Origin of the sequence: Acinetobacter sp. YH12126 (genome assembly GCF_013418745.1) — a bacterium.
Lineage (GTDB): Bacteria > Pseudomonadota > Gammaproteobacteria > Pseudomonadales > Moraxellaceae > Acinetobacter > Acinetobacter amyesii.
In genome coordinates this window covers 55,316-69,796 of the sequence record NZ_VPBM01000010.1, presented here as the reverse complement: position 1 = coordinate 69,796, position 14,481 = coordinate 55,316, and the positions used below count along the sequence as shown (strand labels likewise).

Annotated in this window: 10 protein-coding genes and 1 pseudogene; 7 read left to right on the top strand and 4 right to left on the bottom strand. The window is 39.9% G+C overall.

The annotated features are described in order from the left end of the window. Positions 1 to 10: 10 nt before the first annotated feature. Positions 11 to 4,531, top strand: coding sequence for a translocation/assembly module TamB domain-containing protein (locus FTU62_RS09195; RefSeq protein WP_180102489.1), 4,521 nt, complete (start codon positions 11 to 13; stop codon positions 4,529 to 4,531). Between the two features lie 68 nt (positions 4,532 to 4,599). On the opposite strand, the gene xseB is transcribed toward FTU62_RS09195, so the two are convergent. The 4 genes and pseudogenes from xseB to FTU62_RS09175 form a co-directional block, all read right to left on the bottom strand. Further along, positions 4,600 to 4,794, bottom strand: a complete 195-nt coding sequence (gene xseB / locus FTU62_RS09190) for an exodeoxyribonuclease VII small subunit (RefSeq protein ID WP_078188551.1) — start codon at positions 4,792 to 4,794, stop codon at positions 4,600 to 4,602. Further along, the gene (xseA, locus tag FTU62_RS09185; RefSeq protein ID WP_180102488.1) at positions 4,784 to 6,064 is read right to left on the bottom strand and encodes an exodeoxyribonuclease VII large subunit; all 1,281 of its coding nucleotides are present in this window, start codon (positions 6,062 to 6,064) and stop codon (positions 4,784 to 4,786) included. The genes xseB and xseA overlap by 11 nt, the downstream gene beginning before the upstream one ends. A 136-nt stretch (positions 6,065 to 6,200) precedes the next feature. Then, positions 6,201 to 7,495: pseudogene (locus tag FTU62_RS09180) on the bottom strand (Y-family DNA polymerase). Between the two features lie 15 nt (positions 7,496 to 7,510). Then, complete coding sequence (locus tag FTU62_RS09175; RefSeq protein WP_111884977.1) at positions 7,511 to 8,158, bottom strand: LexA family transcriptional regulator; 648 nt, start codon at positions 8,156 to 8,158, stop codon at positions 7,511 to 7,513. Between the two features lie 298 nt (positions 8,159 to 8,456). On the opposite strand from FTU62_RS09175, the gene FTU62_RS09170 reads away from it, so the two are divergent. The 6 genes from FTU62_RS09170 (at position 8,457) to FTU62_RS09145 (ending at position 14,297) form a co-directional block, all read left to right on the top strand. After that, a complete protein-coding gene (locus FTU62_RS09170) occupies positions 8,457 to 8,891 on the top strand; it encodes an I78 family peptidase inhibitor (protein ID WP_078193939.1) in 435 nt (144 codons plus the stop codon). Between the two features lie 112 nt (positions 8,892 to 9,003). Then, positions 9,004 to 9,363 (top strand): hypothetical protein, encoded by a 360-nt coding sequence (locus tag FTU62_RS09165; protein WP_078193938.1) that lies wholly within the window; start codon positions 9,004 to 9,006, stop codon positions 9,361 to 9,363. A gap of 296 nt (positions 9,364 to 9,659) precedes the next feature. Next, a complete protein-coding gene (locus FTU62_RS09160) occupies positions 9,660 to 9,929 on the top strand; it encodes a hypothetical protein (RefSeq protein WP_180102487.1) in 270 nt (89 codons plus the stop codon). A gap of 296 nt (positions 9,930 to 10,225) precedes the next feature. Beyond that, on the top strand, positions 10,226 to 12,865 hold the full coding sequence (locus tag FTU62_RS09155) for a bifunctional aconitate hydratase 2/2-methylisocitrate dehydratase (protein WP_180004960.1): 2,640 nt from the start codon (positions 10,226 to 10,228) through the stop codon (positions 12,863 to 12,865). Positions 12,866 to 12,964: 99 nt separating this feature from the next. Further along, positions 12,965 to 13,975, top strand: coding sequence for a DUF4034 domain-containing protein (locus FTU62_RS09150; RefSeq protein ID WP_078193935.1), 1,011 nt, complete (start codon positions 12,965 to 12,967; stop codon positions 13,973 to 13,975). A gap of 106 nt (positions 13,976 to 14,081) precedes the next feature. Continuing rightward, positions 14,082 to 14,297 (top strand): hypothetical protein, encoded by a 216-nt coding sequence (locus FTU62_RS09145; RefSeq protein ID WP_078193934.1) that lies wholly within the window; start codon positions 14,082 to 14,084, stop codon positions 14,295 to 14,297. Positions 14,298 to 14,481 lie beyond the last annotated feature (184 nt).

Here is a 14,481-nt window from a genome sequence, read left to right as displayed (position 1 = left end):
TGTGTTTTTTATGACTGAACAAGAACAGCAAGAACCAGAAAACGAAACGCCGGTAGAGCAACTGCCGAAGAAGCGTCGTATTCTTCGAAGTGTCATTTTGACCTTCGTGTTCGTGCTTATCTTTTTGGTGGCTGCATTAGCAGTCATGTTCTCTACAGACAAAGGCAGTAAGTTTTTACTTGACCGTGTTCTGGAACGTCAGCAAATCATTCACTATGAATATGAAGGTGGTAACCTGTGGCGCGGCATTATTTTACGAAATGTCCTCGTTACGCTAAAACCTGTCGATGTAAAAATTGACCGTGCCGATATTACACTCGGTTGGCGCGCCATTATTAATAAAGAAATTCATTTAAATAAAGCAGATGTTAAAAATCTGCAAATTATTACCAAGACCCCACCTAGCGATAAACCTTTTGCATTTAGTGAAATCCGTCTTCCTTTCGTCCTTCGTGTCGATCATGCAGATCTAGATCATATGCTGATTAAAACGCATAGTTCAGGTGTGGATTTTTATGATATTGAATTAAATGAAGCGCTTTGGTCTGGGACGGAATTAAAATTTGAAGATACCCGTATGGATATGGGCTATTTATCTGTGCGCCAAGCGTCTGGGAATATGAAATTTGAAGGCAAGTATCCGCTAAATGCTGTGGGTATTGTCAATTTACCTTCACTACGTGAAAGCTTGAACATTCATGATATTCAAGTGGTGGCTAAAGGATCTCTTGATACGATTCAAGCTGGTGTGGCAACCCATACCCCAGATCTTTTAACTGGTTGGGCTGTGGTCCATCCGATGCGTCCACATGTCCCGATGTTTGGTGCGCTCAAATTTAAAAACTATCATTTACCGTTACTGACTGAGCAAAAGCTCTTTGCTAAAAATGGTCTGGCAAAATTCAATGGGGATATTCAGCGTCTCAATTTAGATTTAGATACGGACCTGAGCGGGGCCAATATTCCTGAGGGTAAATATACTGCGCTCATGAGTACGGACTTGGTCAACCAACTTGATATTACTAACCTAAATGGTCAAGTGATGAGCGGCGCTGTCAATTTGGGCGGCGTGGTGAGTTGGAAAGATCAGGTTACTTGGGATGTAAGCGGTCGTTTAGATAAAATTAATCCAAAACATAAGTTGATTCCGCAGGTGGTTCAAGATTTTCTACCTGTAAATTTAAACAGTAAGATTGCGTCTAAAGGCACCCTTGAAAAAGGCATGCACCTGACGGCGTTGGTGGATTTTGATCAATATGAAACTTGGAATTTAAAACTCGATCAAGCGCCTGCTAAAAATAATAAAGCTCAGCCGATGCTGATGGATGTGTCTTGGAAAAATATAGACCGTGCAGTGCCATATGTTGGATGGTTGAGTAGTGATTCGGGCAATGTGCAATTGGCGCTTACAGAAGGTCAGCAAAACATTAATGTGGCGACCACCGTGTCACGACATGAAAAAGGTGCTCTGCCTGCTGGACAATATCAAGCCAAACTCAATCTGAAAAATAACAATCTCAATGTCCCTGCCTTTAGTTATGTGGCCGACAAAGGTCAGCTCAAAGGTAACGCAGTTGTAGAATTACCTGATCAAAAACGTATGCTGAAATGGCAAGCCAATGTACAAGCACAGCAGTTCAATCCGCAAACCATCGTAGCTGCTGCGCCTGTCGATCAAATTACAGGGTCATTAAAAGCCAATGGTTATGCAAAACCAAATCAACAGATTATTCAGCTGAATAATATTGATTTGTTAGGCCGACTAGCACAGCAAAATGAAACAGTTCATTTAACAGGTCAATCTACTGCTGCGCTGACTTTCCATGATGAGAAACAAGGTGGAGGCTTTAAAGCTTTTGCTGTGAATTATGATGGTGGCCTTAATGCAAGCCAAGTTGCTGCAAGTAAAGGCAGTTTGATTTTCAAAGTATCGGGTACACCTGAATTAATTAAAATAGCCGAGCTGCGTCATGATGGCGTGGCAGGTAAAATTTCTGCTAATGGACAAGTTTTACTACAAAAAGCCATTGGTTGGGATATCAATGCATCACTGGTGCATTTTAAGCCGCATTACTTTGCCTCAAATGTACGGGGTGAATTATCTGGAAATTTAAAAACCAGTGGTGTGTGGTCAGATGCGCTAAAACGTATTCAAATTGAACGCCTGAATTTGGCAGGTATGATCAATAACAAACCTGTCCGTGGTCAAGGTAACTTGGCGATGGTGATTAATTCAAATCAATCCGGTTTTATGCCAAAACAGTTTGAAGCGAATAATTTGCTGTTGGCTTATGCCAATAACCAAATTCAAGCCACTGGTAATGCACAAAATTTACAATTGAAAATTAATGCACCAGCGTTATATGAAATTTATGCAGGCCTACGTGGACGTGCTTATGGCTACTTAAATGTTCAAGCACAGCCACGACTGCAAGCATCTGCCAATATCGCAATAGATGATTTTGCTTTTAATAATTTATTCAGTGTGAAAAAAATACGGGTGCAAGGCGAGTTGCCAACTTCTGCGACTTCACCAAGTTTATTAACGGCAACGATGGATAATTTACGCAGTAACAACCGTGAGATTGTGAAAGGTCAAATTTCACTAGCAGGAACACGTAATGCGCATTTATTAAAAGTCAGTGCTGAAAATAAATTATCAAAATTTTATGTGCAGTTAGCTGGTGGTTTTAACGCACAAAATAAGTGGCTTGGTCAGATTCAAAAAGGCGATTTTGACTCCTTGCGTACACGTCTTGTGCAGCGTCAAAATGCATCGATTATTTACAACACTGCACAGTCTGACTTATTTGTTGGCGCACATTGTTGGATGAGTCAGCAAAGTGAATTATGTTTTGATCAGCCGATTCGTGTGAATAAAAACCGCGGCAATGTATCTTTTGTGACAAAGAACCTAGACTTAAATGATTTTGCAGCATTTATGCCTGAAGGCCTGGCGATTACGGGTAAAGTGAATGGTTATGCGAAAGCGTCTTGGGCGAAAGGTGCAAAACCTAAAATTGATGCACGTTTAGTGACTCGTGATGGTTTACTGGGTTTAGCAGCGGAAGACCCACAGTATTTAGCATCTACTTTAAAATATGATGAAGTAGGTTTGATTGCGAAAAGTGTCGCTGAAGGGCTACAAATTCGACTTGATACCAAAGCTCCAGATATTGGTACAGGTTATGCCAATATTATTATTGACCCGTATAAAGCCAACAAACCGATCCGTGGTGAAGTGGCCTTTAACCAAGTTCAATTGAAAATCTTAAAACCATTTATACAAGATGTCCGTTCAATGGGCGGTACGTTGTCTTATGCGGCAAAAATTAGCGGAACATTGTCTCAGCCTTTAATGGATGGTGAGATTCGAGTGAAAAATGGCTCGATTAGCATGATTTCATTGCCTGTAAACTTGACCAATATTCAGTTGTATTCTGCTGTGCGTCAAAACTACGCGACGATTGATGGTGCATTTAATAGTGGTCGTGGTGTGGGCAAATTAACCGGAAATATTGACTGGAAAAATGATCCACGTATCCAGTTGAATTTAACGGGTAATGAAATGTTGGTCCGTCAAGCACCATTGATCACCGCTGTTGTAACGCCTGATTTATCTTTAGATGTGCTGCCTTTCAGTAAGAAATTAACCCTAAAAGGTAAAATTGATGTGCCGCGCGCATTAATTTCGATGCCAGAATCGTCTGCAACAGTGGTTGGGGTATCTTCAGATGTACGTGTGGTACATGAAGGTGATAATCAACTTGAAATCTTAAAATCGGCACGTCCTTGGGATATTCGCGCTGACGTACAGGTGAATATTGGTAATCAAGTGATTTTCCAAGGTTTTGATAGCCGAATTCCGTTGATTGGTCGTTTGAATTTGACACAACGTGGATTAGAAACAGCAATGCGTGCCAATGGTGCAATCGGTGTTTCTCAGCGTGTGAAAATCGAAGCTTATGGTCAAAGTCTGGACTTGAACCGTGCGATTGCCCGTTTTAATGGACCATTGGCGAACCCTACTTTAGATATTGATGCCAATAAAGCCGTGCAAGGCAGTACTGTTGGTGTTCGTGTGACAGGTACAGCATCAAGCCCTGCAATTCAGGTGTATAACGATGCAGGTCTATCTGAACAAGAAGCCTTAAATGCCTTAATTACAGGTCGTATCAATGAAGGAAGTTCAGGTTTAAGTCAGGCGGAAGGTTTCCGTTCTGATGTGAACAACACGATTGCTGCAGCCGGTATTAGTATGGGCTTGGGTGGTACACGTGCATTGACCAATCAAATTGGTCGTACATTTGGTCTGAGTGGTTTGGCATTAGATGCTCAAGGAACAGGAGATGATACTCAGGTTTCTGTGACGGGTTATATCACACCTGACTTATTCATTCGTTATGGTGTCGGGGTATTTACACCAGTGAATAAACTGACCTTACGTTATCAAATGAATCAACGTTTGTACTTGGAAGCGAGTCAGTCTTTAGAACGAGCAATCGACTTGTTCTATAATTGGCGCTTCTAAGTGAAGCAAAATTTGAGCAAAAAAACGCAGCTTAGGCTGCGTTTTTTTGCAAATGATGAGCTGAGAAATCAATCTTTAAACGTATCATTCAGTGCCTGTTGTACTGCTTCAACACGAGTCTTGCAGGCTTTATAGGCTTGCATCGACTCTTCAACGATTTTCATAAGATTATCAATGTCGGGTTCTTGCTGAGATTCGAGTAATTCAGCATTACGTTTTAAAACTTCATAGCCTTCTTTAAAACTTAGAGTATCAGTCGTCATGATTTTTTACCTGTATATGTTGAATGTCAGCCGTGATGATGCCGTCTTGCATTTCAATTTCAATCGGTGAATGCGTTGAAGGCTGAAGATTTTTCGTTGCGCGAATGGCGTGACCTTGCTGCCGCACGATGGCATAACCTTTGGAGAGCACATGTGCAGGGTTTTGCAACAAAGTCTCACGCATGAGTATTTCAATATTCTGTGCAGCTGTTTTAAGTTGTAACTGAGCAAAATAAGCAGTGTTATCTTGGTATTGCTGTAAGAGCCGAGTTGAGTCATTGATTTGACTCTGTGCCAAGGTCTTTATGACCTGTAGCAACTGATCATTTTGACTTTGATACAGAGCAATTTGATGTTGAGAGCGCAGTTGAATGCTTTGTAAGGCCTCTAAAACTTCTTGTGTTCGCTCAACTATATGATTACGAATCCCCCCAATCACTTTACTCGGGGTGTCGAAAGAGCGATGTGCAACTTCATCTAAGATCGTGCGGTCTTTTTCATGGCCGATACCGACCCAAATTGGCACGCTACGCTTAGATAAAAGTGCAGCCAAATCATAATCATTCAGATAAGCAAGATCGTTAACAGCACCGCCACCACGAATAATCACGATCAAATCTGGCGCAGTTTGAAAGTCATTGGCCCATTGTCTTAAACCCAGTGCTAAAGCATCTCGGATACTTTGTGCTGCGGTATTTCCTTGAAAGGTTGCAGCATGATAGACAAATTCACACAAGCCAGCATGTTGTAACGCATCTGCATCTTTTTTAAAGTCACCTAAGCCTGCTGCATTTTCAGGTGCGATAACCAAGACATGCTGAATATCAAATGGCGTAGGCAAGTTTCGATTTTTATGAATCAGACCTTCGCTGGTGAGTTTCTCTAAAATTTGTTGATAACGTCGAGCCAGATCACCCAAAGTAAAACTCGAATCAATTTCTTCGATATTGACCGAAAAACCATACTGCGGGTCAAATTTGGCACGCACTTTAACCAAGACATTTAAGTCACGACTGAGCTCAATGCCGCTTTCACGTTCAAATTTTCCGACAACTTTATTTGCAGTAAATTTCCAAATTGTGGCCTTACAACTGGCAATGACTCTATCACTTTCTTGTTCTTTTTCAGCCAATTCTAAATAGTAATGTCCACCTTTGATGTTTAAATTTCGAATCTCGGCTTTGACCCACACGGCATCATCAAAAGCCAATTGAATGACTTCTTTGACCGCAGATAGGTATTCGCTCAGCGTTAATTGAACATCAGACATAATTTAAAATAGGAGAATATACAAATGAATATTCATTTAAATACTAAATAAATATTCAGCAATTGCAAATGATCATTTCGGTTAACACAGCAGACATTAACAGCGCCACTACAGCGTAGCGTTTCAATCAAACGTTTTATTTCACACGGAGCAGTTCGTTCCAATTACTCAGATAAGCGGGGGAACACAGATTTTTCTTCATCCGCCATGTTGCAGCATCGTCCTGCGCTAAGCCGATCGAGACAAAATGATGCCCAAATTTTTTTTGAATATCGTCGATGGTGTCGGACAGTTTCAAACGGCTTTGTCTTAACGCCATATCGCAAAACAAATCTGGGGTAAAATTTTGTTTTGGAATGATTTCTAATAACACTACACCGGCTTTTTTATATTTAAATCCCGCTCTAAAGATTTTTTCGGCGGCACGCGTTGCTGCTTGGGTGATACTAATTAAGTCATCGGTATGCTCATTCAGTGTAATGGCCAGATAAGGTGCGTATTTTTCAGCAGAATTAAAGCGACTCGTTTGAATAAAAACTCCCACCATACGACATAGAGAATGATCTGCTCTTAAACGTGTGACGGCTCGCGCGATATATACACGAATAGAGGCCTTAATATCTTCCAGTTCGTAGACTGGCTGACCATAGGAACGACTACTGATAATTTGCTGTTTGCTCGGTGCTTCTTCTTCAATAGACAGACAAGATAGACCTTGCAGTTCCAAGACGGTTTTTTCCATCACCACACTAAATTTTTTTCGAATATCTTTAGGCTGTGCATTGATCAGATCTAAAACATAATGAATGCCAAGCTGATTCAGGGCTTTTGTATGATTGCGACCGACGCCCCAAACTTCATTGACTGGTGTCTGCGCAAGGAGTTGTTCTGAGGAACAAGGGTCCATTTCAACTAAATTGCACACACCGTTCAAATAAGCATTTTTTTGGCAAAATGGTTGGCCATTTTGGCTTCCGTTTTAGAGCGACCAATCCCGACACAGCAGGTTAAACCTAGCCATTTTAGGATCGTATCTCGTATTTCTTTGGCATATAGGCTCAAATCAAACAGTTCTTGATAGGCAGTGAAATCTAAAAAACACTCATCGATCGAGTAAACTTCACGGTCTTCGGGGCCGACATACAGGCCTAAAATATTCATAAATCGATTCGACATTTCGGTGTAGAGAGCATAGTTACTCGACAACACCTGAACATGATGCTGTTGGATTAAATCCTGAATTTGATAGACTGGCACAGCCATTTTAATCCCGAGGTCTTTGGCTTCCTGACTTCGGGATACAACACAGCCATCGTTATTGGACAGCACGACGACAGGGACATTATTGAGCTTTGGGTTAAAGACACGCTCACAACTGACGTAGCAGTTGTTAAGGTCAACTAACGCAAATATTTTATTTGCAGCTTTCATTGTGAATTCTTGTGTTTAGGTGTGTGATGAGCGCTTATAAAATTGCTTTAAATTAAAGGTCACGACACCCTGAACAACGATAGATTCGCTATCTGAAGGGATAATATGCGCATAGGCTGGATTTTCTGCTTTTAGCCAAATTTTGGGTAAGACTTTATTGGGGTCACCAAAAATGTCGGCAATTTCTTCTTTTGACATTTTTGCGGTGATCATCAATCGCTTTAAGGTGATTTCACGATTATCAATCAGTGCAACCACGATATCGCCATGTTTGGCTTCTAAGCTACGATCGACTAAAAAAGTATCATTAATTTCAAAGCCGGCGTTGAGTAAAGACTCGCTATCGACATGCGCAATAAATGTAGCGAGCGGGTTAATTACCAAATAATCATTTAGGTCTAAGGCTTTTTCAAAAACATCTTTATTGGCGAAAGCTGGGCCAGCAGGAATACGTTCCAAGGCAACGGGAAGTTCAATACGGGTATTTTTCTGAACAGGCTGAACATTGAGCGAAGAATCCAAAAATGGATCCATAGATAGTTCTTGAGATTGCCTTTCAAGCAGGGCATTGATGGTGGGACTGGGTTTGCCATCTGCGCCCATGAGCTGTTGCAAAGACGACCAAGCTTCGTCCGAAAAATAAATCGGCAGTTTTTTTGACATATTTTGCTCCTACGCAACGTGGCGTGTTTGAAGAAAAGTACTTTTTTAGCATACGCGTTGAGCAGGTCATTTTTCAAATTTATAAAACCTTTAAAATCAAAGCTGCGACAAGTTTAGTCGTTTTAAATATTGCAAAAATCATCATCAGTTCAAAGAAAATGACGTTCTGTATTTTGAACATAGGGCACATTGCTGCCTAATTAAAGAAAGTGGAATGACAACTAAAAATTTCAATAAACAACTCGTTTATTTGGCACAAACTTGGTAAGTTAAATTTTTATATTCAGAAATAGACTTGATGAAAAATATATGGATTTTAGCTGCACTGACAGCATTTATGGCGGGTTGTAGCACAACACAGCAAACTGAAACTACATCAGAAAAAATTGGTATGGCAAATCCAGCCAGCCAGTATTGTGTAGAACAAAAAGGTAAGCTTGAAATTCGTGATGAAGCAAATGCTCAGGTCGGGTATTGCCATCTGCCAAACGGACAAGTGGTTGAAGAGTGGGCATTATTCCGTAGTAGCCAAACTGAATGTGTAGCTGATAAGGCTAAGACGCTGATTGGTCAAGCAAAATTGACTGAAGATCAGATCAAGGCGATTAGCCAAGCTCAAATTGTCCGTTTAGTAAAACCTGGGCAGCCAGTAACAATGGATTATCGTGTAGAGCGCGTCACCGTCACTGTAAATCCAATCAATAAAAAGATTATTCAAGCAACTTGTGGTTAATTCAAACGCATAAAAAAGGCCCGAAAGGGCTTTTTTTGTTTGTTCGGCTACGACTAATTTAAATGACAAATCCATTACGATCTTTTATATTGCCCCTCGTAAGGAGAAGTTCATGAAAAAGTTATTTGCTTTATCCGTTATGGTGGCTTTGGTCGGCTGTGCTGAAAAAAAACCATTAACCCCTGAAGAGCAGTGGCAGGGTTACTGCCGCAGTGTAGGTAATGCTGCACGTACGATTATGTTAGATCGTCAAAATGCAATTGAAAAAGACAAAGCAGTTGAGCATGCCAACAAAATTGAGGATGAAACCACCAAAGGATTTATCCTGAACATCATTGATGAAGTTTATGCCTTGCCGCAAGCTGAGATTAATACTGATGTTGAAAAAGCACGTGAAAAAATTCGTGCTGAGTTTACTGAAAAATGTATCGCAACACCGCATACCGAAATGCCAGATTATAAACCGTTCTAAGGAACGGTTTTTTATGCGAGAAAGCGCGTAAAGCAAAACCTAAAGGCTCTATTCAGCAGTGAGTAGTTACAACGGGGTAACTATCCGTTGTTTAGCCATATGATGGAGTTCATGCTTATTTTGCGAATGCATATTTATCTTCGGGTTACTTTGAATATGAGATGCTTAAAGATTTTAAAATAGCCTAAGCAGAGTGGAATACAAATTGTGACAACTTGCTAAATCATAAATATAGAAAAGCAAATCTTTTTAATGAATAATGAAATGGAGAATAAAAAACAGTAGAGGAGCAGAATATGGACGTTATAGGTTATATGCATCACTCAGATCTACTCCTAGAAGATGAACAAGGCGTAGCAATTATCGGTGGTGGGAACTACGTGCTCAGCATTGGAGATAAAGTCACATTACGCCAAAAAGTAGATGAATTTTATCAACGCTATTTGGTCGATATCAGCTTTGCAAGTAATCAACATCAAACCACATGTCAGGACGAATGGTGCCTCAGATTTACAGGCGATCGAGCAGAACTTCAGCAATATATCACTGCAACCACTGTACACTAAGGTGGAATATCCAATGCTGATAAAAACAGGCAACATTTAGTTGCCTTTTTTTGATGGTTAATTTTAGTCAAAAGTTAATATGCGCAAGAAAAGCGTGTTCTAAGTATTGATTTTGCTTAATGTATAAACGATATGAGGATCATTTATTTATAAAATAACGGGCATCACGAAGAAACACTTGTAGTGCATTAACTTTTAACTGGAATTTTAGTAAAATTTAGCAGTCCATATTATTTGCGTAGCTTTATTTAAAGCAGGAATGCGTAAATAATTTTTTAAAAAAGAGGAATAACACCGTGCTAGAAGCTTACCGCCAACACGTTGAAGAACGTGCCGCACTCGGAGTCCCACCGAAGCCACTTGACGATGCTCAAACAGCTGCATTAGTTGAATTATTAAAAAACCCACCAGCTGGCGAAGAAGCATTTTTAGTTGATTTACTAGAAAACCGTGTTCCAGCGGGTGTTGACCAAGCTGCATACGTTAAAGCTGCTTTCTTAGCTGCTTTGGCAAAAGGTGAAGCGACTTCTCCACTAGTAACTAAAGAACGTGCGGTTTACCTACTAGGTACTATGCTTGGTGGTTATAACGTTGCTCCTTTAGTTGCACTTCTTGATGATGCAGAGCTTGGTGAATTAGCTGCTGACGCACTTAAGAAAACTCTTCTTGTATTTGATGCCTTCCACGACGTTGCTGATAAAGCAAAAGCGGGCAATGCGAATGCACAAGCAGTTATGCAATCTTGGGCAGATGCTGAATGGTTCACTAGCCGTAAAGACGTTCCTGAAGAAATCAAACTTACAGTTTTCAAAGTAACTGGCGAAACTAACACTGACGACTTGTCACCTGCACAAGACGCGTGGAGCCGTCCAGACATTCCGTTACATGCTAACGCAATGCTTAAAAACGTACGTGACGGTATCAATCCAGAAGTTCCTGGCGAAGTTGGTCCACTTAGCCAAATCAAAGAGCTTATCGCGAAAGGCAACCAAGTTGCTTACGTAGGTGACGTTGTTGGTACTGGTTCTTCTCGTAAGTCAGCAACTAACTCTGTACTTTGGTTCTTTGGTGACGAAATTGCTCACATCCCGAACAAAAAAGACGGTGGTTATTGCTTAGGTTCTAAAATCGCTCCGATTTTCTTCAACACAATGGAAGATGCTGGTGCATTGCCAGTAGAAATCGATGTTCAAAACATGAACATGGGCGACGAAATCACGCTTAAAATCGACCACGCTGCTGCTAAAGTAACTGCGTTCAAAGACGGCGTTCAAATCGCTGAATCTGAACTTAAAACTCCAGTTCTTTTAGATGAAGTACGTGCTGGTGGCCGTATCAACCTTATCGTTGGTCGTGGTTTAACAACTAAAGCTCGTGAAGCTCTTGGTCTTGCACCTTCAACTTTATTCCGTACTCCAGTTCAACCTGCAGCTACTGGTAAAGGCTTCACTCAAGCTCAAAAAATGGTTGGTCGCGCTTGTGGTCTTCCTGAAGGTCAAGGTGTACTTCCAGGTACTTACTGTGAACCTAAGATGACTACTGTTGGTTCTCAAGATACAACAGGTCCAATGACTCGTGACGAACTTAAAGATCTTGCTTGCCTAGGCTTCTCTGCTGACCTAGTTATGCAATCTTTCTGTCATACAGCTGCGTATCCAAAACCAGTTGACGTTCAAATGCAGCACACGCTTCCTGATTTCATCATGAACCGTGGTGGTGTTTCTCTACGTCCAGGTGATGGTATTATCCACTCTTGGTTAAACCGTATGCTTCTTCCAGATACAGTAGGTACTGGTGGTGACTCGCATACTCGTTTCCCAATCGGTATTTCGTTCCCAGCGGGTTCTGGTCTTGTAGCGTTCGCTGCAGCGACTGGTGTTATGCCACTAGATATGCCTGAATCTGTTCTTGTTAAGTTCAAAGGTAAAATGCAACCTGGTATCACTCTACGTGACCTAGTACATGCAATTCCTTACGTAGCGATCCAAGAAGGCGACTTAACTGTAGAGAAAAAAGGTAAGAAGAACATCTTCTCTGGCCGTATCCTTGAGATCGACCTTACAGAAATGGAAACTGACCTTACTGTTGAGCAAGCGTTCGAACTTTCTGACGCATCTGCTGAACGTTCTGCTGCAGGCTGTTCTATCACGCTTTCTGAAGAGAAAGTTGCTGAATACCTTAAATCAAACATTACTATGTTGAAATGGATGATTTCTGAAGGTTATGGCGATGCTCGTACAATGGCGCGCCGTGTAGAAAACATGGAGAAATGGTTAGCGAACCCAAGCCTAATCAAAGCAGATCCAGATGCTGAATACACTAAAGTGTATGAAATTGACCTTTCTACAATTACTGAACCAGTTCTTTGCTGCCCGAACGACCCAGATGACGCTAAATTGCTTTCTGACGTTGCTGGTACAAAAATTGACGAAGTATTCGTTGGTTCATGTATGACTAACATTGGTCACTTCCGTGCGGCTGGTAAACTTCTAGACAAAGTTCCTGGTGGTTCTTTATCTACTCGTTTATGGTTGGCTCCTCCAACTCGTATGGACGAACGTCAATTGATGGAAGAAGGTTTCTATAACATCTATGGTAAAGCTGGCGCTCGTACAGAAATGCCAGGTTGTTCATTATGTATGGGTAACCAAGCACGTGTAGCTCCGAACACTACTTGTGTATCGACTTCTACTCGTAACTTCCCGAACCGTCTAGGTCAAGGTGCGAACGTTTACTTAGCTTCTGCTGAGCTTGCTTCTGTTGCTGCTGTACTTGGTAAATTACCAACTCCAGCTGAGTACCAAGAATACGCAGCTCAAATTGATAGCATGTCTGCAGACATCTACCAATACTTAAGCTTCGACAAAATGGGCGACTATACTGACGCTGCTAAAGACGTTGATACTAAGAAAATTGCTGCTGCTCAATTGTCTTAATTGATTAAGTAGTTAATAAGAAAATCCCACGTCATGTGGGATTTTCTTTATTTAATAGAATCTTACTAATAATAAAACTGTAATTTAGAAATTGGCCTTATGAAACTAAAGAATTTATCTTTTATATTATTAACATTTTGTTCTACACAAATTTTTGCAGAAGTGTCGTATACGAAGTTAGCAAACATAAAATTGGTTGATGAAAGTATATATCCCACAGGATATGACATTCAGTCTGAAGTGGAAAATTTGATTAGAGAGAAAAAGTTCAAAGATATTTCAAACAAAGCACAACAGCTTTTAAATAGTGAAGAATATAATTTTGATGGTAAGTTTAAACATACTAGTTATTTAGATTCTTTTCTTGGGATTGTAAATAAACATCGAGTAACTTCTCCAAATTATTATAAAGAAAATATAGCAATCGCACAGAAATGGATTAAGGCTGAACCAGAGTCACCATTAGGTTATATTTACTATACGCTTTGGGTTAGAAAACATGCTTGGAGCATTAGAGGGGGAAGTTATACTTCACAAGTATCGAAAAAAAATATGCAATATTTTGGTGATCAATCAATTAAAAATTTAAATTTTTTATTAGAAAATTATGATGTTGCATCTAAAGATCCTTTTTATTACTACATACTGTTAATGACCCTACGTGATCTGGGGGCTGAAGAAAACTACTTAAAAGCTTATCAAGATGGAATTGTAAAATATCCAAAACAGCGAGTTATTTATAATACATTTATGGAGAGTTTTGAGCCAAAGTGGTTTGGAGAAAATTATGATGCTATTCAAATGATTATTAATGATATACAGGAAATGAATCCTGCAGAAAAAGATTTTCATTATTATCATATTCTATATACAGTACATAACAATAAGTATGATTTGAAAAAACTAAATGTAAATTGGGCTAGGGTTGAGCAAGGTGCCGTAGATTCTTTAAGTAAACTTACTTCTTTGAGTAAAATAAATGATGTGCAAAAATTGTATTGCTCTTATCCTGGGAATAGAGTGAGGTTGGAACGGTTATTAAAATCCTTTAAACAAGGACAATTAGAAAAAAGCTATATAGAAAATAGTTTGAATAACTGTCAAAAATAGAAATAATCGCCTCTTAATTGGAGGCTTTTATTTATAAATGTTATTTACAGTTCTAAGAATACAACGTTTAATCACAACTAATATTATTTTACAGTAGCATAGATCAGTGCCCAAACAATCCCGATTCCTCTGTATTGGTGGCTTCCTCAACGGAACCCAAGTCAAAGACCAAGGCGAAAGCTTTGTCTGTGTCGAAAATGGCAAACAGATGACTTACCACAAAAAAGAAATCTTTAACCAAGATGCTTGGGATCAAGATTACTATGTCTGTGAAACCACCAGTGATAAAGAGGCGCATAACTGGGTATTCGATATCAAATAATCTCTCAAAATTCCTGCTTTTCAGTCATAAACAGCAAATGCTCAGCACATCACATACGCTGAGCATTTTTATTTATTTCATTTATTAGGCTTCAGAAATGTGTAGTAGAAGAAGGGGCTAAATAACTTATTTACATTTTTCTAGCTGAAAAAATCAAATAATTATGTAAAAAGATAAATAAAAT

Coding starts and splice junctions, on each gene's coding strand:
- FTU62_RS09195 (WP_180102489.1), top strand. CDS start 11: ATGACTGAACAAGAACAGCAAGAACCAGAAAACGAAACGCCGGTAGAG.
- FTU62_RS09165 (WP_078193938.1), top strand. CDS start 9,004: ATGAAAAAGTTATTTGCTTTATCCGTTATGGTGGCTTTGGTCGGCTGT.
- FTU62_RS09170 (WP_078193939.1), top strand. CDS start 8,457: ATGAAAAATATATGGATTTTAGCTGCACTGACAGCATTTATGGCGGGT.
- xseB (WP_078188551.1), bottom strand. CDS start 4,794: ATGACGACTGATACTCTAAGTTTTAAAGAAGGCTATGAAGTTTTAAAA.
- FTU62_RS09160 (WP_180102487.1), top strand. CDS start 9,660: ATGGACGTTATAGGTTATATGCATCACTCAGATCTACTCCTAGAAGAT.
- FTU62_RS09150 (WP_078193935.1), top strand. CDS start 12,965: ATGAAACTAAAGAATTTATCTTTTATATTATTAACATTTTGTTCTACA.
- xseA (WP_180102488.1), bottom strand. CDS start 6,064: ATGTCTGATGTTCAATTAACGCTGAGCGAATACCTATCTGCGGTCAAA.
- FTU62_RS09175 (WP_111884977.1), bottom strand. CDS start 8,158: ATGTCAAAAAAACTGCCGATTTATTTTTCGGACGAAGCTTGGTCGTCT.